Source organism: Streptomyces sp. NPDC007205, assembly GCF_040634095.1.
GTDB lineage: Bacteria > Actinomycetota > Actinomycetes > Streptomycetales > Streptomycetaceae > Streptomyces.
In genome coordinates, this window is sequence record NZ_JBEYEW010000004.1 from 212,272 (window position 1) to 234,402 (window position 22,131).

20 protein-coding genes are annotated in these 22,131 nt (G+C 68.8%); 11 read left to right on the top strand and 9 right to left on the bottom strand.

Annotated elements, in window-relative coordinates:
* Positions 1-8: 8 nt before the first annotated feature.
* The 6 genes from murJ to trxA all read left to right on the top strand — a co-directional run bounded on the left by murJ (position 9) and on the right by trxA (position 7,622).
* Positions 9-2,351, top strand: a complete 2,343-nt coding sequence (gene murJ, locus ABZ624_RS09700; protein ID WP_360084507.1) for a murein biosynthesis integral membrane protein MurJ — start codon at positions 9-11, stop codon at positions 2,349-2,351.
* Positions 2,352-2,469: 118 nt separating this feature from the next.
* Positions 2,470-4,188: a protein kinase family protein gene (locus ABZ624_RS09705; protein ID WP_360084510.1), complete on the top strand. Its 1,719-nt coding sequence runs from the start codon at positions 2,470-2,472 to the stop codon at positions 4,186-4,188.
* A 26-nt stretch (positions 4,189-4,214) separates the two neighbouring features.
* Positions 4,215-4,940 (top strand): RNA polymerase sigma factor SigM, encoded by a 726-nt coding sequence (gene sigM / locus ABZ624_RS09710; RefSeq protein ID WP_360084513.1) that lies wholly within the window; start codon positions 4,215-4,217, stop codon positions 4,938-4,940.
* A gap of 188 nt (positions 4,941-5,128) precedes the next feature.
* Positions 5,129-5,821: a hypothetical protein gene (locus ABZ624_RS09715; RefSeq protein WP_360084516.1), complete on the top strand. Its 693-nt coding sequence runs from the start codon at positions 5,129-5,131 to the stop codon at positions 5,819-5,821.
* Positions 5,822-6,274: 453 nt separating this feature from the next.
* Positions 6,275-7,246, top strand: coding sequence for a thioredoxin-disulfide reductase (gene trxB, locus ABZ624_RS09720; RefSeq protein ID WP_360084519.1), 972 nt, complete (start codon positions 6,275-6,277; stop codon positions 7,244-7,246).
* A gap of 43 nt (positions 7,247-7,289) precedes the next feature.
* Entirely contained in the window at positions 7,290-7,622 is a 333-nt protein-coding gene (trxA, locus tag ABZ624_RS09725) for a thioredoxin (RefSeq protein ID WP_351241979.1), read from the top strand.
* Positions 7,623-7,690: 68 nt separating this feature from the next.
* Here the strand turns inward: trxA and ABZ624_RS09730 are convergent, their stop codons facing one another.
* The 9 genes from ABZ624_RS09730 to rpmH all read right to left on the bottom strand — a co-directional run bounded on the left by ABZ624_RS09730 (position 7,691) and on the right by rpmH (position 14,613).
* On the bottom strand, positions 7,691-8,308 hold the full coding sequence (locus ABZ624_RS09730; protein ID WP_351241981.1) for a GNAT family N-acetyltransferase: 618 nt from the start codon (positions 8,306-8,308) through the stop codon (positions 7,691-7,693).
* A gap of 321 nt (positions 8,309-8,629) precedes the next feature.
* Positions 8,630-9,730, bottom strand: coding sequence for a ParB/RepB/Spo0J family partition protein (locus ABZ624_RS09735; RefSeq protein ID WP_360084522.1), 1,101 nt, complete (start codon positions 9,728-9,730; stop codon positions 8,630-8,632).
* On the bottom strand, positions 9,727-10,800 hold the full coding sequence (locus ABZ624_RS09740) for a ParA family protein (protein ID WP_360085199.1): 1,074 nt from the start codon (positions 10,798-10,800) through the stop codon (positions 9,727-9,729). Before ABZ624_RS09740 ends, ABZ624_RS09735 begins: the two co-directional genes overlap by 4 nt.
* 265 nt (positions 10,801-11,065) lie before the next feature.
* Entirely contained in the window at positions 11,066-11,782 is a 717-nt protein-coding gene (gene rsmG / locus ABZ624_RS09745) for a 16S rRNA (guanine(527)-N(7))-methyltransferase RsmG (protein ID WP_360084525.1), read from the bottom strand.
* Between the two features lie 117 nt (positions 11,783-11,899).
* Entirely contained in the window at positions 11,900-12,412 is a 513-nt protein-coding gene (locus ABZ624_RS09750; protein WP_360084527.1) for a R3H domain-containing nucleic acid-binding protein, read from the bottom strand.
* Positions 12,413-12,427: 15 nt separating this feature from the next.
* Positions 12,428-13,717, bottom strand: a complete 1,290-nt coding sequence (gene yidC, locus ABZ624_RS09755; RefSeq protein WP_360084530.1) for a membrane protein insertase YidC — start codon at positions 13,715-13,717, stop codon at positions 12,428-12,430.
* Positions 13,718-13,720: 3 nt separating this feature from the next.
* A complete protein-coding gene (gene yidD / locus ABZ624_RS09760) occupies positions 13,721-14,086 on the bottom strand; it encodes a membrane protein insertion efficiency factor YidD (RefSeq protein WP_360084533.1) in 366 nt (121 codons plus the stop codon).
* Positions 14,083-14,454, bottom strand: coding sequence for a ribonuclease P protein component (gene rnpA, locus ABZ624_RS09765; RefSeq protein WP_078992730.1), 372 nt, complete (start codon positions 14,452-14,454; stop codon positions 14,083-14,085). Before rnpA ends, yidD begins: the two co-directional genes overlap by 4 nt.
* Before the next feature lie 21 nt (positions 14,455-14,475).
* Positions 14,476-14,613, bottom strand: a complete 138-nt coding sequence (gene rpmH / locus ABZ624_RS09770; RefSeq protein ID WP_015659252.1) for a 50S ribosomal protein L34 — start codon at positions 14,611-14,613, stop codon at positions 14,476-14,478.
* Between the two features lie 393 nt (positions 14,614-15,006).
* On the opposite strand from rpmH, the gene dnaA reads away from it, so the two are divergent.
* From dnaA to ABZ624_RS09795, 5 genes are all read left to right on the top strand, one after another.
* Positions 15,007-16,962 carry a chromosomal replication initiator protein DnaA gene (gene dnaA, locus ABZ624_RS09775; protein WP_360084536.1) on the top strand — a complete coding sequence of 652 codons (1,956 nt, stop codon included), beginning with the start codon at positions 15,007-15,009 and terminating at the stop codon, positions 16,960-16,962.
* 938 nt (positions 16,963-17,900) lie between these two features.
* Positions 17,901-19,031: a DNA polymerase III subunit beta gene (dnaN, locus tag ABZ624_RS09780; protein WP_351601089.1), complete on the top strand. Its 1,131-nt coding sequence runs from the start codon at positions 17,901-17,903 to the stop codon at positions 19,029-19,031.
* Between the two features lie 230 nt (positions 19,032-19,261).
* On the top strand, positions 19,262-20,137 hold the full coding sequence (gene gnd, locus ABZ624_RS09785; RefSeq protein ID WP_360084539.1) for a phosphogluconate dehydrogenase (NAD(+)-dependent, decarboxylating): 876 nt from the start codon (positions 19,262-19,264) through the stop codon (positions 20,135-20,137).
* Between the two features lie 92 nt (positions 20,138-20,229).
* Positions 20,230-21,351, top strand: coding sequence for a DNA replication/repair protein RecF (gene recF / locus ABZ624_RS09790; RefSeq protein WP_360084542.1), 1,122 nt, complete (start codon positions 20,230-20,232; stop codon positions 21,349-21,351).
* Entirely contained in the window at positions 21,348-21,908 is a 561-nt protein-coding gene (locus tag ABZ624_RS09795) for a DciA family protein (protein WP_360084545.1), read from the top strand. Before recF ends, ABZ624_RS09795 begins: the two co-directional genes overlap by 4 nt.
* Positions 21,909-22,131: the final 223 nt, after the last annotated feature.

Here is a 22,131-nt window from a genome sequence, read left to right on the forward strand (position 1 = left end):
GGGTAAGCATGAACGCGCCGTACGACGGTGATCGCGGCCAGGGCGCGGCCGGCTCGGGCTACCCCGAGACGCCGCCGGAGCCCGGTCAGGTACCGCCGCAGCAAGCGGCGGACATGTACCTCCAGGACGCCTACGACCAGGACCCCTACCGGGCGCACGACCTGGCCGCGCAGGACCCGGTCGCCGAGGCGCTCTACGACCGCGCCGCACACCCGCCGCCCCCTGCCGGCAGCTACGAGCAGCAGCCCCTGTACGGCCCGCCCGCCCCGTCACCGTACGCACCCGACCCGCGGGTGTGGGCGCAGACGCCGGCACCGGAGCCGGAGGGTGCGACCCCGTACCTGCCGTACGGCGACGACCCGCGCACCACCCAGTTCGTGGGCGTGGACGACCTGGTCACGCACTCGGGCGAGGAGTACCACGAGCCGGACGCCTTCGCGCACCTCTTCAAGGACCAGCAGCAGAGTGGTGGGCAGGCGCCCATGGATGCGCCGGGCTTCTCCGGACCGGCCGCCGCTCAGGGCACCGGGTACGGCCCCGCCGGCCAGTACCCGGCGAACGGCCAGGGCCCCCAGCAGGGCAACCAGTACGCCGAAGCCTCCTACCCGGCTGCCCCGGCGGACCCGGCGGTGCCCGCCCCGGCACCGGCACCGGATCCCGCAGGTCCGCACAGGGACGCCGCGCCCGTGGCGGCAGCTGCTCCCGCCCCCGCGAAGAAGGGCGGCAAGGCCGGCGGGCTGCTGAAGTCCAGTGCCGTGATGGCGGCGGGCACGATGGTCTCCCGCCTCACCGGCTTCATCCGCTCCGCGCTGATCGCCGCGGCGCTGGGCCTCGGCTTCCTCGCCGACTCTTTCCAGGTCGCCTACCAGCTGCCGACGATGATCTACATCCTCACCGTCGGCGGCGGGCTCAACTCCGTCTTCGTGCCGCAGCTGGTGCGGTCCATGAAAGAGGACGAGGACGGTGGCGAGGCCTTCGCCAACCGGCTGCTGACCCTTGTGATGGTGGCTTTGGCCGCGCTGACCGCGCTCGCGATGTTCGCCGCGCCGTTGCTGGTGCGGGCGCTGTCTCCCACCATCGCCGACAACCCGGCGGCCAACGAGGTCGCGGTCACCTTCACCCGTTACTTCCTGCCTTCGATCTTCTTCATGGGCATCCACGTGGTGATGGGTCAGATCCTCAACGCACGCGGGAAGTTCGGGGCGATGATGTGGACCCCGGTCCTGAACAACATCGTCATCATCGTGTCGCTCGGCACGTTCATCTGGGTCTACGGCACCGCCGCCAACTCCCACATGGACGTCACCAACATCCCGCCGCAGGGTCAGCGGCTGCTCGGTGTCGGTGTGCTGCTCGGCCTGGTCGTCCAGGCGCTGGCGATGATCCCCTACCTGCGCGAGACCGGCTTCCGGATCCGGCTGCGCTTCGACTGGAGAGGCCACGGCCTGGGCAAGGCCGCGATGCTCGCCAAGTGGACGATCCTGTTCGTTCTCGCCAACCAGGCAGGCGCCATGGTCGTGACCCAGCTGTCCACCGCCGCCGGCGACCACTCCGGTGTCAAGGGCACCGGCTTCGCCGCCTACGCCAACGCCCAGCTGATCTGGGGCCTGCCGCAGGCCATCATCACGGTGTCCCTCATGGCTGCACTGCTGCCGCGCATCTCACGCTCGGCCGCCGAAGGCGACAGCGGTGCCGTCCGCGACGACATCTCCCAGGGTCTGCGCACCACGGCGGTCGCCATCGTGCCCATCGCCTTCGGCTTCCTGTCGCTCGGCATCCCGATGTGCACGCTGATCTTCGGTTCCGCGGGCACGAGCTCGGCCGTCAACATGGGCTACATGCTGATGGCCTTCGGCCTCGGCCTGATCCCGTACTCGGTGCAGTACGTCGTTCTGCGCGCCTTCTACGCATACGAAGACACCCGCACGCCCTTCTACAACACCGTGATCGTGGCAGCGGTCAACGCGGCCGTCTCCGCGCTCTGCTACTTCCTGCTGCCGTCCCGCTGGGCGGTCGCCGGAATGGCAGCCGCGTACGGCATCGCCTACGCGATCGGTGTGGGGGTCGCCTGGCAGCGCCTGCGCAAGCGGCTCGACGGTGACCTGGACGGCACCCGGGTGCTGCGGACGTACGCGCGCCTGTGCATCGCCTCGCTGCCCGCGGCCCTGCTCAGCGGCGCGGCCTGCTACGGCATCGGGCACACCCTCGGCCAGGGCGTCGTCGGGTCCTTCGCCGCGCTGCTCGCCGGCGGTGCCGTCCTGCTCGGCGTCTTCTTCGTCGCCGCCCGCCGGATGCGCATCGAGGAACTGAACTCGCTCGTGGGCATGGTCCGCGGACGTCTGGGCCGATGAGGCGGGGGTAGGTGCACAACCATCGTCCGCCGCCGTGTGTCGTGCATAGCGGCGGACTGTGGGCACAATTGGTTTCGGCGTCGGACAGCGTGCAACGGATGGGGAGGCAGGGACGACGGTGGCGGAACGGAGCACGGCTGCCGTCGACGTGGCAGACAACAGCGGTGAGCAGCCGCTGACCGCGAAGGCGGACCAGTCCACGGCCGACGGGGTGGCCAAGAACCCGGAGCAGGACACGGACAGCGACGAGGCAGGGGGGAGCGGCGGGACCGAGCGTCCAGGGAAGAAGGCCTCGCCTCCGGAACTGCACAGCGGCCACAAGCTCGCCAGACGCTACCGACTGGAGGAGTGCGTCACCCGTCTGGACGGATTCAGCAGTTGGCGTGCGGTCGATGAGAAACTCCGCCGTGCCGTCGGCGTGCATATCCTTCCCGCGGACCATGCGCGGGCCCGTTCCGTCCTGGCTGCCGCCCGTTCCTCCGCGCTGCTCGGCGATCCGCGCTTCGTCCAGGTCCTGGACGCCGTCGAGGAGAACGACCTCGTCTACGTCGTGCACGAGTGGCTGCCCGACGCCACCGAGCTGACCACGCTCCTCACGACCGGCCCGCTGGAGCCGCACGACGCCTACCAGTTGGTCAGTCAGGTCGCCTCCGCCATGGCCGCCGCACACCGCGAGGGCCTCGCCCATCTGCGGCTGAACCCGAACGCCGTGCTGCGCGCCTCGACCGGCCAGTGGCGCATCCGGGGCCTCGCCGTGAACGCCGCGCTGCGCGGCATCAGCTCCGACACCCCGCAGCGCACCGACACCGAGGGGATCGGCGCCCTGCTGTACGCCGCGCTGACCCAGCGCTGGCCGTACGAGAGCGACGCGTACGGTCTCTCCGGCCTCCCCAAGGGCGTCGGCCTGATCGCACCGGACCAGGTGCGGGCCGGTGTCCACCGGGGTCTGTCCGAATTGGCCATGCGCGCACTCGCCAACGACGGGGCCACCGCCTCCCGGCACGAGGCTCCGTGCACCACGCCGGAGGAGCTGGTGAAGGCGATCGGTGAGATGCCGCGCATCCGCCCGCCGGAGCCGGCGTTCACCGCTCCGCCCGAGTACCAGCGCACGACCTACCAGCAGGGCACGTACGGCCGACCGGCGCCGCATCCCGGCGTGCCCCAGCCGATCGTGACCCCGCCGCCCCCGCTGCAGAGCCGCACCGGCAAGGCCCTGAAGTGGGCGGTGTCCGCGCTCCTCATCGCGGCCCTCGGTCTGGGCAGCTGGCAGTTGGCGGATGCGTTGATGGGCCGGGGAGACAAGTCCGACGACACCAACAGGACCCAGACGACGGACGACGGTGGCAAGGGCACGGCGAAGTCGAAGCTGACACCGATAAAGATCCAGGACAGCCGGGAGTTCGTTGCAGAGGGTGACGCCCAGCATGGCGACGTCCGGAACACGTACGACGGCAACGCCTCGACATACTGGCGGACCAAGAGCTTCAACGCCGGCCCGCCCATCGCGCCCCTCAAGCCGGGCGTCGGGATCATGTACGACCTCGGCTCGGCCAAGAAGCTCAGCACGGCCACACTCGACATGCGCTACGGCGGTGACCACACGACGGTCGAGCTGTACGCGGCTGACTCGCTGACGCCGCCGTCGCTGGACTCGATGACACGCATCGGCGAGGCCACGACGACGAGCAATACCGCTACGGTGAAGGTCACCAAGCCGGTGACGACGCGCTATGTCCTCGTCTGGCTGACGGCCGTGCCGAAGTCGGGGTACGACTCCACCCTGTACGCCGACGCCGGCTACAAACAGGCGATCGGCGAAGTGAAGTTCACGGGCTGACGCCGCACCCGGACCGGAGGGGGCAGATGGCGGATGACGCCGGATTCGACGGAGTGAGCGACAGGGATCTGCTCGCCCGCCATGTGGAAGGCGACTCCCATGCCTTCGGTGAGATCGTCCGGCGGCATCGGGATCGGCTCTGGGCGGTCGCGCTGCGGACACTGGGGGACCGCGAGGAAGCCGCCGATGCGGTCCAGGACGCCCTGGTGTCGGCCTACCGGGCCGCCCACACCTTCCGGGGCCAGTCGGCTGTCACAACATGGCTGCACCGGATCACGGTGAACGCCTGCCTGGACCGTGCCCGTAAGGCGGCCTCACGGAAGACCTCGCCGGTCGACGACACAGAACGGCTGGAGCAGCTGCTTGAGCCCCACGAGTCGGCTTCGGCACCGGCCGAGCGGAACGACGTGCACCGCCAGCTCCTCGAAGCGCTCGGTACCCTCCCGCACGACCAGCGGGCCGCCCTGGTCCTCGTGGACATGCAGGGCTACCCCGTGGCCGAGGCCGCCCGGATCCTCGATGTACCGACGGGCACGGTGAAGAGCCGGTGCGCCCGCGGCAGGGCCCGGCTGCTTCCTCTGCTGGCTCATCTAAGGCCCGAAGGTTCCGGAAGCGGAAAAGAACCCGGCACGGGACGGAACCGGGTGGAGGGGACATCCGTCCCACCTGCAACGGGGTCTCCGAGAGAAGGCCCCAAGAACGCCAGACCGAGCGATTCAGCCGTAGTGAAGGGCGGAGGTGGGCGAGCGTGACTTCCACGCCAGACACGGCCGGGCACCCGGATGTCGCGGAGATCTCCGACCTCACCGAAGACCTTCTCCCTCCGGACCGCAGCAGCGCCATACGACAGCACCTCGACTCGTGCGAGCTGTGCGCGGACGTCCATGCCTCATTGGAGGAATTCCGGGGACTGCTGGGATCCGTATCGGAGACACTGCGTATGCCGGCCGACGTGGTCGGTCGTATCGATGCGGCGCTCGCCGCCGAGGCGCTCCTCAGCGCACCCGAAGACGACGTCGCCGGTCATGTTTCACGTGAAACACCGGTTACCACCTCTCGCCCTGCCGGGCGCCCACAGGGGGCAACCGGGCCAGGGCGGAAGACGACCGGACGCAGCCGCCGCAGGGCCGTCGTTCTCGGGGGTGTTCTGACCGCGGCCGTGCTCGGGGCCGGGGCCCTGGTAGTCCAGGTGCTCGGCAGTGGGACGTCAACGACGACGGCTCACGGCAAGCCGAGTCCGGCCAGCAGCGCCTTCTCCGGCGTCAGTGTCGAGAACCAGGTGCGGGACCTGTTGGCCTCGAACAGGGACACCACACACGGAGACACCGGTCAGCGACCACGCTCCGGCACCGACTCCGGACGGGAAACGCCGGGGGGCACAGAGAGCGCCAACACACTGCTTCAGACCGAGGTCCCGGTACCCGGCTGTATTCGGCGGGTCATCCCCCGGGGCGACGGCGCCCTGGCCTCGAAGGTGGGCACCTACGCCGGGAAGAGCGCCTACCTCGTCGTCGTGCCCGATACCCATGACAGTGCTCGGGTCACGGCTTATATCGTCGACGCGGCCTGTGTCCGTCAACCTCCCACGGCCTCGGGCACCGTCCTCTTGAAAGAGTCCTACCCCCGACCATGAAGTGACGTGGCCGAGGCTGTGAACAAGGAAAAGCCACGAGCACCGAACTCGTGACCTTTCCACGTCACCCACGTGCGTGGATGTTCAGCAGGTCACCTCAACGACGCCGCTGGAATCAGATGCGGAGAGCGACGCATTCCGCCGCCACCCAGCCATCACGGCCACCGATCTGCACCGTCTTCCAGTCGGAATCCGTTCCCCCACAGGCTGTGCCCCGCACGTTGAGCGTCTTACTACTGTACCCAACGATGATCTTGATGCCTGCCGTGTGCAGCCCAGCCGTGCTCACCGGCACACCTGACCCACTCCGGCAGCGCCATCCGTAGCCTCGCCGCATGCGTGCGCTCCGACACAGCGGGAATGCGCGCCCCGTAGGATCCGTTGGGTGGGTGAGAGTTCTGAAAGGCGCTCCCACCGGTCGACCGACGCAGACCAGAGACGAGGAAACAAGCCGTGAGCGACGTCCGAAACGTGATCATCATCGGCTCCGGGCCCGCAGGCTACACGGCGGCGCTCTACACCGCGCGCGCGTCGCTGAAGCCCCTGGTGTTCGAGGGCGCCGTCACCGCCGGTGGCGCACTGATGAACACCACCGAGGTCGAGAACTTCCCGGGCTTCCGCGACGGCATCATGGGCCCCGACCTCATGGACAACATGAGGACGCAGGCCGAGCGCTTCGGCGCCGAGCTGGTCCCGGACGACATCGTCTCGGTCGACCTGACCGGTGAGATCAAGACCGTCACCGACACCGCCGGCACGGTGCACCAGGCGAAGGCCATCATCGTCGCCACCGGCTCCCAGCACCGCAAGCTGGGCCTGCCGAACGAGGACGCGCTCTCCGGTCGCGGCGTCTCCTGGTGCGCCACCTGCGACGGGTTCTTCTTCAAGGACCAGGACATCGCCGTGATCGGCGGCGGCGACACCGCGATGGAGGAGGCCACCTTCCTCTCGCGCTTCGCCAAGTCCGTGACGATCGTCCACCGCCGGGACACCCTGCGCGCCTCCAAGGCGATGCAGGAGCGCGCCTTCGGCGACCCGAAGATCAAGTTTGTGTGGGACAGCGAGGTCGCCGAGATCCAGGGCGAGCAGAAGCTCTCCGGCCTGAAGCTGCGCAACGTCAAGACCGGCGAGCTGTCGGAGCTGCCCGTGACCGGGCTGTTCATCGCGATCGGCCACGACCCGCGCACCGAGCTGTTCAAGGGCCAGCTGGATCTGGACGAGGAGGGCTACCTGAAGGTCACCTCCCCGTCCACCCACACCAATGCCACAGGTGTCTTCGCCGCCGGTGACGTGGTGGACCACACCTACCGCCAGGCGATCACCGCAGCCGGTACCGGCTGCTCCGCTGCTCTCGACGCCGAGCGCTTCCTCTCCGCCCTCGCGGACGAGGACAAGGCGGAGCCCGAGAAGACCGCCGCCGTCTGACCTTCCCCCTCGCCCCCCGCACGATCGAGTTAAGGAGCCCGCCGTGGCCGGCACCCTGAAGAATGTGACCGACGATTCCTTCGAGCAGGACGTCCTCAAGAACGACAAGCCCGTCCTGGTGGACTTCTGGGCCGCCTGGTGCGGCCCGTGCCGGCAGATCGCACCGTCCCTCGAGGCCATCGCTGCCGAGTACGGCGACAAGATCGAGATCGTCAAGCTCAACATCGACGAGAACCCGAATACGGCCGCCAAGTACGGCGTCATGTCCATCCCGACCCTGAACGTCTACCAGGGTGGCGAGGTCGCCAAGACCATCGTCGGTGCCAAGCCGAAGGCCGCGATCGTGCGCGACCTCGATGAGTTCATCGCCGAGTGACGTTTCACGTGAAACACGAATGGGCCAGCCCGGATGGGCTGGCCCATTCGTGTGAGAGGGGTCGGAGCTTAGAGGGGCCGCAGCGCAGGCTCCTTCTGTACCGCTCCCAGAAGCCGGTCGAGCGCCATCTCCACGTCTTCCTTCCAGGAGAGCGTCGAGCGCAGCTCCAGCCGCAGCCGGGGATGTGTGGGGTGCTGCCGGACCGTCTTGAACCCCACGGCCAGCAGATGATCCGCCGGCAACAGGCAGGCGGGCTCCTTCCAGCGGGCGTCGCCGAAGGCCTCAATCGCCCTGAAGCCTCGGCGCAGCAGATCCTTGGCGACCGTCTGTACGAGCACCCGCCCCAGCCCCTGGCCCTGATAGCCGGGCATGATGAACGCCGTCATCAGCTGCACGGCGTCCGGCGAGACGGGGCTCGTGGGGAAGGCCGTCGAGCGTGGGACATAGGCCGGAGGAGCGTAGAGCGCGAAGCCCACCGGCACGTCGTCGACGTACACCACGCGGCCACACGATCCCCAGTCCAGCAGGACGGCGGAGATCCACGCCTCCTTCTCCATTGCGGAGGTGCCGCCCTTTACCGCCGCTTCACCGCTGACGGGGTCCAGCTCCCAGAAGACGCACGAGCGACAGCGTGAGGGAAGGTCCTGAAGGTTGTCCAGCGTGAGCGGCACGAGCCGACGCCCCATGAAGGCTGTTCCTCGCTTCCTTCGCCGCCGCATCACAAGCGGCTGTCAGAGCGCTCCGCTCCCTGAGCAGGCTGCCGACGAATCCGCCGACCGCTCCAAGGCCCAGGCCCGCGCTCACCAGTCCGGTGCGGCTCATCGATCGCATGGCCCCCGTCTCCCCACTGAGAGATGCAGACGCTGTCCGGTGGATGTGCCATACCCGATCGCATCGTATCCACCATGCGATTCCCTCGATACCGACTCAAAGCAAAGAGCGGGCCGTGTTCCGGTACACACCGGACACAGCCCGCTCCCTGTACGACCGAGGGGGCCGAGCCAGGATCAGTCGTCCTGGTCCTCCACCTCGTTCTCCTGAAGCTCGCCCTGCAGCACCGGCCCCTCGCCCGGCGCGAGGGTGCCCAGGATCCGCTGCAGATCGTCCACGGAGGCGAACTCGACGGTGATCTTGCCCTTCTTCTGACCGAGGTCGACCTTCACCCGGGTCTCAAAGCGGTCCGACAGGCGGGTCGCCAGCTCGTTCAGTGCCGGGGAGAGCCGGGAGCCGGCGCGCGGGCCCTTGGAGCGCTGAGGCTTCTGGGGCCGCGAGCCCATGAGGGTCACGATCTCTTCGACGGCTCGCACGGACAGGCCTTCGGCCACGATGCGATGAGCCAGCCGGTCCTGCTCCTCAGAGTCTGTCACGGACAGCAGGGCTCGGGCGTGACCGGCGGAGAGGACACCAGCGGCAACCCGCTTCTGGACCGTTGGCGAGAGCTTCAGCAGACGCAGGGTGTTGGAGACCTGGGGCCGGGAACGCCCGATCCGGTCGGCCAGCTGGTCATGCGTGCAGTTGAAGTCCTTCAGCAGCTGGTCGTAGGCGGCCGCCTCTTCCAACGGGTTCAGCTGCGCGCGGTGCAGGTTCTCCAGCAGCGCATCCAGGAGGAGCTTCTCGTCCTCCGTGGCGCGGACGATCGCCGGAATGGCGTCCAGGCCGGCCTCACGGCATGCTCGCCAGCGGCGCTCACCCATGATCAGCTCATAGCGGCCGGGCCCCAGCTGCCGTACCACGACGGGCTGCAGGAGACCGACCTCCTTGATGGAGGTCACCAGTTCGTGGAGCGCGTCCTCGTCGAAGACATCACGCGGCTGGCGGGGGTTGGGCGAGATCGCGTCGAGAGGGATCTCGGCGAAGTGCGCGCCCATCGGAGGAGCCGGCATCTCGGTGACCGGATTTGCCGGGGGCTCCTCGGTTTCATGTGAAACAGGCGGCAGCGTGGCCACTTTCGCCGCGGCGACTCCGCGGTCAGTCGTCAGCACCGGGACCGCTGCCGGGGAGGTGGAGGCTCCGCCTCCCAGCGCGGCCGGAGCCGGGGTCTTCTCGGTCGGGGCAGCGGGGATCAGTGCGCCAAGCCCACGGCCCAACCCCCTCCGTCGCTCGCTCACTGGATCCCCTCCACCATGTTCGGGTCGTTCTGAGCGCCGATATGGGCCTGGCTCGCGTCGTAGCTGACGCCAATGCCCTTCAGCGCGATTTCTCGGGCCGCCTCAAGATACGAGAGGGCACCGCTCGATCCAGGATCGTAGGTCAGCACCGTCTGCCCGTAACTCGGCGCCTCGGAGATACGGACCGAGCGGGGAATGCTCGTCCGCAGCACCTCGTCGCCGAAGTGGGTGCGCACCTCTTCCGCGACCTGGGACGCGAGACGCGTCCGGCCGTCGTACATGGTGAGCAGGATGGTCGACACATGCAGTGTGGGGTTGAGGTGCCCCCGCACCAGGTCGACGTTGCGCAGCAGCTGGCCCAGACCCTCGAGTGCGTAGTACTCACACTGGATCGGGATGAGGACCTCCTGGCCCGCCACCAGCGCGTTGACCGTCAGCAGGCCGAGCGAGGGCGGACAGTCGATGAGGATGTAGTCCAAGGGCTGTTCATACGCCTGGATCGCCCGCTGAAGTCGGCTCTCCCGGGCCACCAGGGACACCAGCTCGATCTCGGCACCGGCGAGGTCGATGGTGGCCGGAGCACAGAAGAGGCCTTCCACGTCCGCCACCGGTTGGACGACCTCGGCCAGAGGCTTGCTCTCCACCAACACGTCGTAGATGGAAGGGACGTCGGCGTGGTGGTCGATTCCGAGGGCGGTGGACGCGTTGCCCTGGGGGTCGAGGTCGATCACCAGGACACGGCTGCCGTGCAGAGCCAGCGAAGCGGCAAGGTTGACGGTTGTCGTCGTCTTGCCCACGCCGCCCTTCTGGTTGGCGACCACGATGACTCGGGTCTGCTCCGGTCGTGGCAGACCTTCGCCGGCGCGGCCCAGAGCCTCTACCGCCAGTTGGGCCGCACGACCGATGGGAGTGTCGTCCATCGGGGGCGGTGTTTCACGTGAAACATCCGCCCCCATCGACTCGGTACGGGGACCGGGGACCGGATCGGTCATCGGTCCCGCGATGTTGGCGTCGGACCGCAAGGATTCACTCTCCTCGACTTCAGGCTCGCAATGAACAGAGCCTCCCATGCCTTCGGGGTCGTGAACCAGTGAGGCCTGGTGTTCTGTGGAGAAATCCACCTCTGTGGACAACTTGGTTGCCCCTCCGAGTGAACTGAGAGGCTTGCGGTCGCGGGGTTCGGCCGCGGCGCGGCCACGACTGATGATGCCGTGCAGAAGTGAGCGACGTTTCACGTGAAACACGATGCACAGCGGCTGCGACCGGACCCCTGCGACACTCCGTCCTGCGTAGGTTTGGCACCTTGTGTGGAGTACGCCGCGTGGTCAGGACGGATCAGCGACGGCGGCGTGCCCGGCCCGTCCGGGCCGCCTTCGCCCGCTTAGCCGCGAACCGCACACCGCCGGGGCTCTCACCGACCTCGACCCGTACGACGGTGGACGGCGGGTCTACCACTCCTTCGCCCACATGCAGGATGGACGTCTGCACCGCGCCGAGCTTGCTGAGTGCCGTGGCCGCGGCCTTCAGTTCCTCCTCGGCGGTGTCCCCCTTGAGCGCGAGCATCTCGCCGTAGGGGCGCAGCAACGGGATGCCCCACGCGGCCAGTCGGTCCAGCGGGGCCACGGCTCGGGCGGTCACCACATGGACCGGCGGCAACTTCCCCAGAACCTCCTCGGCACGCCCCCGCACGACCGTGACATGATCCAGGCCGAGCAGCTCGACGACCTCGGTGAGGAAATTGGTGCGCCGCAGCAGCGGCTCCAACAGGGTGATGTTCAGGTCGTCCCGGACCAGAGCGAGGGGGATGCCGGGCAATCCGGCGCCGGAGCCGACATCGCAGACCGTCACTCCCTCGGGGACGGCCTCGGAGAGCACCGCGCAGTTCAGCAGATGCCGCTCCCACAGGCGGGGCACTTCCCGCGGGCCGATCAGGCCACGCTGAACGCCCGCCTCGGCGAGCAGCTCCGCGTAGCGGACCGCATCGGCGAAGCGATCACCAAACACTTCCCGCGCCTGTTCGGGCGCGGGGGGAAGCTCCGCTGCCTCCGTCACGGGGACCGTCCTTCCGTACAGCGCCGACGCTTCGCGCGTCGGCCACCAGAACTACCAGGCTGACAAAGTTCGGCCCCGTCTGCTCAACAGACGGGGCCGGTGGAACGTGGGGACCGATCAGGCGGGCAGTACGACGACGAACCGCTGCGGCTCCTCGCCCTCTGACTCGCTGCGCAGTCCTGCGGCCTTGACCGCGTCGTGCACGACCTTGCGCTCGAACGGAGTCATCGGCTTGAGCTTGACGGGCTCACCGGTGCTCTTCACCTCGGCGGCGGCCTTGGCGCCGATCTCGGACAGCTCGGCCCGCTTCTTGGCCCGGTAACCCGCGATGTCCAGCATCAACCGGCTGCGGTCACCGGTCTCCCGGTGCACGGCCAGGCGCGTCAGCTCCTGCAGTGCCTCCAGCACCTCGCCGTCCCGGCCGACCAGCTTCTGCAGGTCGCGGCTGCCGGTGTCACTGATGATTGACACGGAGGCGCGGTCGGCCTCGACATCCATGTCGATGTCGCCGTCGAGGTCGGCGATGTCCAGCAGACCCTCCAGGTAGTCCGCCGCGATCTCACCCTCCTGCTCGAGGCGGGTGAGGGTGTCTGCACCCTCGGCAGCGGCGGAGGTGGTGCCTTCCGTCACGGGATGGGCTCCTTCTTACTTCTTGGACGGGGACTTGGGCCGCTGCGGGCCACCCTTGCGCTGGCCGGACTGGGCCTTGCTGCGGGTGCCGGAGCCGGGCTTCGGAGCCTGCTGGGCAGCGGCGGGCTTGGCGTCCTGCGGCTCGTCGGACTTCTCCAGCGAGGTGGACGAGGTGGTCCCGCCCGCCGGCTTGGGCCCACCGGACTGACGCTGGGACTTGGACTGGCGCTTGGGCTGCTGGCGCCGCGCCGCGGTGCCGGCCTCCGCCGCCGAGATGGTCTCCGCACCGTCTGCGGTCGGGGCCTCGGCCTGGGTCACGCTCTTCACCACGGTGCCGTCGGCCTGGGCGGCGAGACCGGCCTTGTTCAGGGCGTTGATGAACTTGCGCTCGAACTCGTTGCGGTCGCGGCCCTTGGCGACGATCGCCTTGACGATGGTCTTCTCGCTGCGGCGGCGGACCTTGCCGGCGTGCGTGACGTGCTTGGTCAGGCGCTCCAGGTAGGCGGCCTGGGCCTTGGAACCGGGGGTCGGGTTGTTGCGGATGACGTACATCTGCTGGCCCATGGTCCACACGTTGGTGGTCAGCCAGTAGACGAGGACACCGACCGGGAAGTTGATACCGAAGACGGCGAACATGACCGGGAAGACGTACATCAGCATCTTCTGCTGCTGCATGAACGGCGTCTTGACCGTCGTGTCGACGTTCTTCGTCATCAGCTGGCGCTGCGTGTAGAACTGCGAGAACGACATCATGACGATCATGACCGCGGTCACGACCCGGACATCGGTCAGTGAGGCGCCGAGCGCCGCGACCGTGTCCGCGCTGTTCATGAACTTCGCGGCGAGCGGGGCGCCGAAGATGTGCGCATGACGGGCGCTGGCGAGCAGCGGCTCGTTGATGGCGCCGATCTTCGAGCCCGTCGCGATGCCGTTGAGCACGTGGTACAGGGCGAAGAAGAACGGCGACTGCGCCAGGATGGGAAGGCACGAGGAGAGCGGGTTGGTGCCCGTCTCCTTGTACAGCTTCATCATCTCTTCGGACTGACGCTGCCGGTCGTTCTTGTAGCGCTCCTGGATCTTCTTCATCTCCGGCTGGAGCGTCTGCATCGCGCGTGTCGACTTGATCTGCTTCACGAAGAGCGGGATCAGGCAGATGCGGATCAGGATCACCAGGGACACGATGGACAGGCCCCAGGCCCACCCGGTGTCAGGTCCGAAGATCGCCCCGTACACCTTGTGGAACTGGACGATGACCCAGGAGACGGGCCAGGTGATGAAACTGAAGAGGCTGGCAATCGTGTCCACTAATCATGCTCCTTGGGCATGGGACGAAGTCTCTGCGGCCGGGCTCGGAGGAAGCTCGGAAGAGAGCTTCTCTTCGGTGGCCGGTTCGGCGGCGGAGGGCCCGCCCCTGCGTGCACGCCAAGCGTCGCGCAGCATTTCGTGCCACCGCGGGCGCTTGCGCGGCGGAACATGGTCCACACCGCCCGGCGACCACGGATTGCACCGGAGGATGCGCCAGGCTGTGAGTGCCGTTCCCTTGATCGCACCGTGCCGGTCGATGGCCGTGTAGCCGTAGTGGGAGCACGACGGGTAGTACTTGCACACTGGCCCCAGCAGTGGACTGATCGTCCACTGGTACAGCTTGATCAGAGCCAGCAGCGGGTACTTCATCGCGCGCCCCCTCCCAGCAGCCGCTGGAGGGCGGCATCCAGGTCTCGGGCCAGCTGTGCGTGGTCTGCGTCGCCCGATCCGGGCAGCGCTCGTACGACTACCAGGCTACCGGGGGGAAACAGGGCGACTCGGTCACGCATCAGATGACGCAGTCTGCGCTTCACTTTGTTGCGCACGACCGCACCACCCACGGCCTTGCTCACGACGAAACCCGCACGCGTCGGGGGAGCGCTCTCCCCAGGCGCGTGCGGGTCCGTGGCACCGCTACGAAGGTGGACGACGAGAGTCGGGCGTCCTGCCCGGCGTCCTCGTCGGACCGCGGTCGCGAAGTCCTCGCGCCGCCTCAGCCGATGCTCGGTAGGCAGCACGACGTCATGACCTGATCGGGATCAGGCGGACAGGCTGGCGCGACCCTTGGCGCGACGGTTCGCGAGAATCGCGCGGCCGGCACGGGTGCGCATCCGCAGGCGGAAGCCGTGGGTCTTCGCGCGGCGACGGTTGTTCGGCTGGAAGGTGCGCTTGCTCACTCGGGGGCTCCAGAAAATCGGTAGTGGCGGGGTGCCGTCTTGGCTGTCACCGTGCGCCCACGAGTAGCTCGCGTCACGCCCGAGTGCACCGCTTCCCGATCACCTGACGTGACCTGTGCCCATCGGAGGCAGGCGGCAGCAGCCATCGACAACTCGACCTGGTTACGGTACGCGGGGCTGCGCCATCCGGTCAAACCGGGGGTCACGGAGAGACACTATCCACAGGCTGGGGACAACAACTTGAACCGCACCCGCCGCGCTGACTACCGTGGCTGGACTGCGATTCGTTCTTTTGTCCCCCGCCCCGGCGGGTTTGACCCGCCGACCACCCGATGTACCCCCCGACCCGTTCCGCGATCACACGTTCGTGGGACCTGTGAGAGAGCGTGCCCTGTGGCTGACGTACCTGCCGATCTTGCCGCAGTGTGGCCACGAGTACTGGAGCAGCTCCTCGGTGAGGGCCGCGGACAGGGTGTCGAGGGGAAGGACGAGCACTGGATCCGGCGCTGCCAGCCGCTCGCGCTGGTGGCGGACACCGCCCTGCTCGCCGTGCCGAACGAATTCGCGAAGGGCGTACTGGAGGGCCGTCTCGCGCCGGTCGTCAGCGAGACACTGAGCCGCGAGTGCGGCCGCCCCATCCGCATCGCGATCACCGTGGACGACTCCGCGGGCGAGCCGCCGGCTCCCGCGGCGCCGGCGCAGCAGACGCCGAAGCCGCGCTACGAGGAGCCGGAGCTGCCGTCCGGCCCGTCATACGAGGAACGGCCGTACGAGGGCTACGGCCGCCACCGCGCCGCCGAGCAGCCGCCGGCCGACCACCAGAGCCGCGCCGACCAGTTGCCCCCCGGTCGCGCCGACCAGCTCCCCGTCGTGCGCCCGGCGTATCCCTCCGAGTACCAGCGCCGCGAGCCCGGCGGCTGGCCGCGTCCCACGCAGGACGAGTACGGCTGGCAGCAGCCGCGGCTCGGCTTCCCCGAGCGCGACCCGTACGCCTCGCCGTCGTCCCAGGACGCCTACGGCTCCGGGCCGGACGTCTACGGCCCGCCGTCGTCGGACTACCGCTCGCAGGGCATGGACCGGCCGTCGTACGAGCAGCAGCGCGGCGAGTACGACAGCCCGCGCGCCGACTACGACTCCGGGCGCGCCGAGTACGACCAGCGCGATCCCGTCCGCCGTGAGCTGCCCGAGCAGCCGGCGGGCGGCGGCCCGGCGCACCGCGGCGGTCCCGGCCGGCCGGACCTGCCCTCGGCCGGCGGCACCGGAGCGCCGGGACCGCTGGCCGCACAGCCCGCGCCGGCGAGCGGTCCCGGCGAGCCGACGGCACGGCTGAACCCCAAGTACCTCTTCGACACGTTCGTCATCGGCGCCTCCAACCGGTTCGCGCACGCCGCCGCGGTCGCCGTCGCCGAGGCACCGGCCAAGGCCTACAACCCCCTCTTCATCTACGGGGAGTCGGGACTCGGCAAGACGCATCTGCTGCACGCGATCGGGCACTACGCACGCAGCCTCTACCCGGGCACGCGCGTGCGGTACGTCAGCTCGGAGGAGTTCACCAACGAGTTCATCAACTCCATCCGCGACGGCAAGGGCGACAGCTTCCGCAAGCGCTACCGCGAGATGGACATCCTGCTCGTCGACGACATCCAGTTCCTCGCGGACAAGGAGTCGACGCAGGAGGAGTTCTTCCACACCTTCAACACGCTCCACAACGCGAACAAGCAGATCGTGCTGTCCTCCGACCGGCCGCCGAAGCAGCTGGTCACGCTGGAGGACCGGCTGCGGAACCGTTTCGAGTGGGGTCTGATCACCGATGTCCAGCCGCCCGAGCTGGAGACACGCATCGCGATTCTGCGCAAGAAGGCGGTGCAGGAGCAGCTGAACGCGCCGCCGGAGGTGCTGGAGTTCATCGCCTCACGGATCTCCCGGAACATCCGTGAGCTGGAGGGTGCGCTGATCCGGGTGACGGCGTTCGCCTCGCTCAACCGGCAGCCGGTGGACCTGGGCCTGACCGAGATCGTCCTGAAGGACCTGATCCCCGGCGGCGAGGACACCGCGCCCGAGATCACCGCCACGGCGATCATGGCGGCGACCGCGGACTACTTCGGACTGACGGTGGAGGATCTGTGCGGTACGTCGCGTGGCCGGGCGCTCGTCACCGCGCGGCAGATCGCCATGTACCTGTGCCGTGAGCTGACGGATCTGTCGTTGCCGAAGATCGGGGCGCAGTTCGGTGGGCGGGACCATACGACCGTGATGCATGCCGACCGGAAGATCCGGGCGCTGATGGCTGAGCGGCGGTCGATCTACAACCAGGTGACCGAGCTGACGAACCGGATCAAGAACGGGTGAGGTGCGGCTGACGCCGGCTGTGGGACTGCGCTGAGGGCGCCTTCGGGGTTACGGACCCCGGGGGCGCCCTCCGGCATGTGGGGCTCTCCACCGTGCTCGATGTCCTTGCTCGGTGTCCTTACGGGTGCCCGGTGCGGGCGCTGGGCGGGGATGCCGCCCCTGGGTGCCGCCACCGGGTGTTCGATTTTCTGGCGGGTTACGGCCCCTCTCCACAGATTCGGTGACTTTTTTCCGTCCACATGCTGGGGACTGTTGAGTTGTCCCGAACTGCATCCACAGGGAGCCGGTTGATCCGCCGTTCGCCCAGCTCAGCAGCCTGTGGAATCGTGGACAAACGATCTCCACAGACTGTGGACAACGGAAGGATCCACAGGCTGTGCACGGAGTTGTCCACCGACGACCCACAGGCTGGCGCGGGTTGTCCCCAGCGATCCCCGGCTTCTCCACATGGCTGTCCACTGTTCGGCAACGCGACGCACCCGCTCACCGCGTCGAGTGAAAGCCGTCACACGAAGGTGCCGGATTGGGCTGTGGGAAACGTGGGTAAACCTGGGGACGCAGCTGGGGAGAACTGCCCTCAGGCTGTGGGCGGGGTGTGCAGAACTTTCTGTTCTCCACAGATGCCCCGGGTTGTCCACCGCCTCCACCCACAGGCCCCGTGGATAAAATTCCGGCTCTGAGCTGGGAAAACGAGGTTATCCACGGTATCCACAGGCCCTACTACTACTCCCAACTAGAGAGAGCTCGGCAACCGTTTCGAAGCGGGGCCTGTGCACAACTCGCTGTTTCGCGCCCGGCTGCCTCTCGGAGCGACTTGACCCCGACGGGCACCTACTGTCAGTGCGGTGCGTCAGACTGGTCCCCGGTGTCCTTCCCTCCGCAGTGGGCGGTGACACCGAGTCGGAGGACTCAGTAGCAACAGCAGGAGGCGGCTTACGGTGAAGATCCGGGTGGAACGCGACGTACTCGCGGAGGCAGTGGCGTGGGCGGCACGCAGCCTCCCGGCCCGTCCGCCGGCGCCTGTCCTCGCCGGCCTTCTCCTCAAGGCCGAGGACGGCCAGCTGAGCCTGTCGAGCTTCGACTACGAGGTCTCCGCGCGTGTGTCCGTGGAAGCCGAGGTCGAGGAGGAGGGCACCGTCCTCGTCTCCGGCCGGCTGCTCGCCGACATCTCCCGCGCCCTGCCCAACCGGCCGGTGGAGATTTCCACAGACGGTGTACGGGCGACCGTGGTCTGTGGGTCCTCCCGGTTCACCCTGCACACACTGCCTGTGGAGGAGTACCCGGCGCTGCCGCAGATGCCGAACGCCACCGGCACCGTCCCCGGCGAGGTCTTCGCGGCCGCCGTCTCCCAGGTGGCCATCGCCGCCGGCCGTGACGACACGCTGCCCGTCCTCACCGGTGTGCGCATCGAGATCGAGGGCGACACGGTCACCCTGGCGTCCACCGACCGCTACCGCTTCGCCGTCCGTGAGTTCCTGTGGAAGCCGGAGAACCCGGACGCCTCCGCGGTCGCCCTGGTCCCCGCCAAGACGCTGCTGGACACCGCCAAGTCGCTCGGCGCCGGTGACAGCGTGACGCTGGCGCTGTCCGGGTCGGGCGCCGGCGAGGGCCTGATCGGCTTCGAGGGCGCGGGGCGGCGTACGACCACGCGTCTGCTCGAGGGCGACCTGCCGAAGTACCGCACGCTGTTCCCGACCGAGTTCAACTCCGTCGCCGTGATCGAGACCGCGCCCTTCGTGGAGGCCGTCAAGCGTGTGGCGCTGGTGGCCGAGCGGAACACCCCGGTGCGGCTGAGCTTCGAGCAGGGTGTGCTGATCCTGGAGGCCGGGTCCAGCGACGATGCACAGGCTGTGGAAAGGGTCGACGCGCAGCTGGAAGGCGATGACATCTCCATCGCCTTCAACCCGACGTTCCTGCTGGACGGTCTGAGCGCGATCGACTCGCCGGTGGCTCAGCTGTCGTTCACGACGTCCACGAAGCCGGCGCTGCTCAGTGGGAAGCCGGCGGTGGATGCCGAGGCTGACGACGCGTACAAGTACCTGATCATGCCGGTGCGGCTCAGCGGCTGATCGTTTTCCACAGCTGTGCACAGTGCCGGGCGCCTTGGTGGGTGCCCGGCACTGGTGTCGGCCGAGGGCGGGGGTGCCGGCCGGGTCCCCCAGTCAACCGGAAAAGTCGCAGGTCAGTGGGCTATCGCATGAGCGCGTATGCCCACAGCTGTGCAGGCGAGGGCGGGTTTAGGCTCGCCTTCGGCACCTCGTGCCTCTTCCGCCACACAGCGACCTAAGGAACACAACTGATGGAGCTCGGTCTCGTCGGCCTCGGCAAGATGGGCGGCAACATGCGCGAGCGGATTCGCCGCGCGGGCCACACCGTCCTCGGATACGACCGCAACGCGGACCTCGCGGATGTCCACAGCCTGGAAGAGCTTGTGGGCAAGCTCAGCGGTCCGCGCGTGGTGTGGGTGATGGTCCCGGCCGGCGAGCCCACCCAGTCGACCATCGACCAGCTCGCCGAGCTGCTGGAGCCCGGCGACGTGGTCGTGGACGGCGGCAACTCCCGCTGGACGGATGACGAGAAGCACGCCGAGGAGCTGGCGGCCAAGGGCATAGGCTTCGTCGACTGCGGTGTCTCCGGCGGCGTCTGGGGCCTGGAGAACGGGTACGCGCTGATGTACGGCGGCGACGCCGAGAACGTCGCCAAGGTGCAGCCGGTCTTCGACGCGCTGAAGCCGGAGGGCGACTTCGGCGCGGTACACGCCGGCAAGGTCGGCGCGGGCCACTTCGCGAAGATGGTCCACAACGGCATCGAGTACGCGATGATGCAGGCTTACGCCGAGGGCTGGGAGCTGCTGGAGAAGGTCGACTCCGTCACGGACGTCCGCGAGGTGTTCCGCTCGTGGCAGGAGGGCACCGTCATCCGGTCCTGGCTGCTGGACCTGGCCGTCAACGCCCTTGACGAGGACGAGCACCTGGAGGGCCTGCGCGGTTATGCACAGGACTCCGGTGAGGGACGCTGGACTGTGGAGGCCGCCATCGACAACGCGGTGCCGCTGCCGGCGATCACCGCGTCGCTGTTCGCGCGGTTCGCCTCCCGTCAGGAGGACTCGCCGCAGATGAAGATGATCGCCGCGCTGCGCAACCAGTTCGGCGGTCACGCCGTAGAGAAGAAGTAGTCCGCAAGGACCCTCGGGGATCCACAGGGCCGCCCCGCGAGCCCCGCGATCCACAGTCCATCAGCACTCTGGGGAAGGCCGGCGGAACGACCATGCACGTCACGCATCTTTCGCTGGCCGACTTCCGCTCGTACGCCCGGGCCGAGGTTCCGCTCGACCCGGGCGTCACCGCCTTCGTCGGCCCGAACGGGCAGGGCAAGACCAATCTGGTGGAAGCGGTCGGATACCTCGCCACCCTCGGCAGCCACCGGGTCGCCTCCGACGCCCCCCTCGTCCGCATGGGCGCCGAGCGCGCCGTCATCCGGGCCCAGGTCCGCCAGGGCGAGCGGCAGCAGCTGGTCGAGCTGGAGCTGAACCCCGGCAGGGCCAACCGCGCCCGCATCAACCGGTCCTCGCAGGTCAGGCCGAGGGACGTGCTGGGAATCGTACGGACCGTGCTGTTCGCGCCGGAGGATCTCGCGCTGGTCAAGGGGGACCCCGGAGAGCGGCGGCGGTTCCTCGACGAGCTGATCACGGCCCGGTCGCCGCGGATGGCCGGTGTGCGCTCCGACTACGAGCGGGTGCTCAAGCAGCGCAACACGCTGCTCAAGACCGCCGCCCTCGCGCGTCGGCACGGCGGTCGGTCGCTGGATCTGTCCACGCTCGACGTGTGGGACCAGCACCTCGCGCACGCGGGCGCCGAGCTGCTCGCCCAGCGGCTGGACCTGATCGCCGCGCTGCAGCCGCTGGCCGACAAGGCGTACGAGCAGCTGGCCCCCGGCGGCGGGCCGCTGGCGCTGGAGTACAAGCCGTCCGCGCCCGGTGAGGCCCACGCGCGCGAGGGTCTCTACGCCCAGCTGATGGCGGCTCTGGCGGAGGCGCGCAAGCAGGAGATCGAGCGCGGGGTCACCCTCATAGGCCCACATCGGGACGATTTGATTCTCAAACTCGGTCAGCTGCCCGCCAAGGGGTACGCCTCGCACGGCGAGTCCTGGTCCTACGCGCTCGCTCTGCGGCTGGCCTCCTACGACCTGCTGCGGGCCGAGGGCAACGAGCCGGTGCTGGTCCTGGACGACGTCTTCGCCGAGCTGGACGCACGCCGCCGCGAGCGGCTGGCAGAGCTGGTGGCGCCCGGCGAGCAGGTGCTGGTCACGGCCGCCGTGGACGACGACGTACCGCAGGTGCTGGCCGGGGCGCGGTACACCGTGTCCGGCGGGACGGTGGAGCGCGTATGAGCACCGACGAACCCGCTCACAACAAGGCTCCTGGCCCCGCCCCAGAGAAGGCGCCGGAACCCTCCGGTGTCGACCTCGCGCGCGTGGCGTTGCGCGCGGCGAAGGAACAGGCACGCGCGCGTGGTGACGCGGCGCGGCAGAAGAAGCAGGCGCGCCGAGGCGGTGGCCTGCGCTCCGGCGCGCGCGCCGACGGGCGCGATCCCATGGCGCTGGGGGCCGCGATCAACCGGCTGCTGACCGAGCGCGGCTGGGAGACCCCCGCGGCGGTGGGCGGTGTGATGGGCCGCTGGCCGGAGATCGTCGGCGAGGACCTGGCCAAGCACTGCGTGCCGCAGCGGTACGACGAGGACGAGCGCGTGCTGGTCGTGAGCTGCGACTCGACGGCCTGGGCGACGCAGCTGCGCCATCTCGCGCCCGCGCTGGTCGCCCGGCTCAACGAGGACCTGGGGCACGGCACCGTGCGGATGATCAAGGTGCTCAATCCGGGCGGCCCGGCCCGCCGCTACGGCCCGCTGCGGGCTCCGGGGAGCTCCGGGCCCGGCGATACGTATGGGTGACGTACATCACGTCGGAGGCCGGGAGTGCGCGGTCGGCGGGGCTCCGTACACAGGTGTGGAGAGCCGCCGCGGCGCGGGCGGACCGCCATCTGACCCCCCAGTAGCCAAGGGTTGACGGCTCGAAGCGCTGAGTGCCGCTGTGAGCCCCTCGGAGCCCCCATCCGTATATCGGGACCCGGTCGAGGCGGGTTCAGGGCGGCACATGGGGACTCAGGTACCGGCA

Coding starts and splice junctions, on each gene's coding strand:
- murJ (WP_360084507.1), top strand. CDS start 9: ATGAACGCGCCGTACGACGGTGATCGCGGCCAGGGCGCGGCCGGCTCG.
- sigM (WP_360084513.1), top strand. CDS start 4,215: ATGGCGGATGACGCCGGATTCGACGGAGTGAGCGACAGGGATCTGCTC.
- ABZ624_RS09715 (WP_360084516.1), top strand. CDS start 5,129: ATGCCGGCCGACGTGGTCGGTCGTATCGATGCGGCGCTCGCCGCCGAG.
- ABZ624_RS09730 (WP_351241981.1), bottom strand. CDS start 8,308: ATGGGGCGTCGGCTCGTGCCGCTCACGCTGGACAACCTTCAGGACCTT.
- ABZ624_RS09740 (WP_360085199.1), bottom strand. CDS start 10,800: ATGGGAGGCTCTGTTCATTGCGAGCCTGAAGTCGAGGAGAGTGAATCC.
- yidD (WP_360084533.1), bottom strand. CDS start 14,086: ATGAAGTACCCGCTGCTGGCTCTGATCAAGCTGTACCAGTGGACGATC.
- gnd (WP_360084539.1), top strand. CDS start 19,262: ATGGAGCTCGGTCTCGTCGGCCTCGGCAAGATGGGCGGCAACATGCGC.
- recF (WP_360084542.1), top strand. CDS start 20,230: ATGCACGTCACGCATCTTTCGCTGGCCGACTTCCGCTCGTACGCCCGG.
- ABZ624_RS09795 (WP_360084545.1), top strand. CDS start 21,348: ATGAGCACCGACGAACCCGCTCACAACAAGGCTCCTGGCCCCGCCCCA.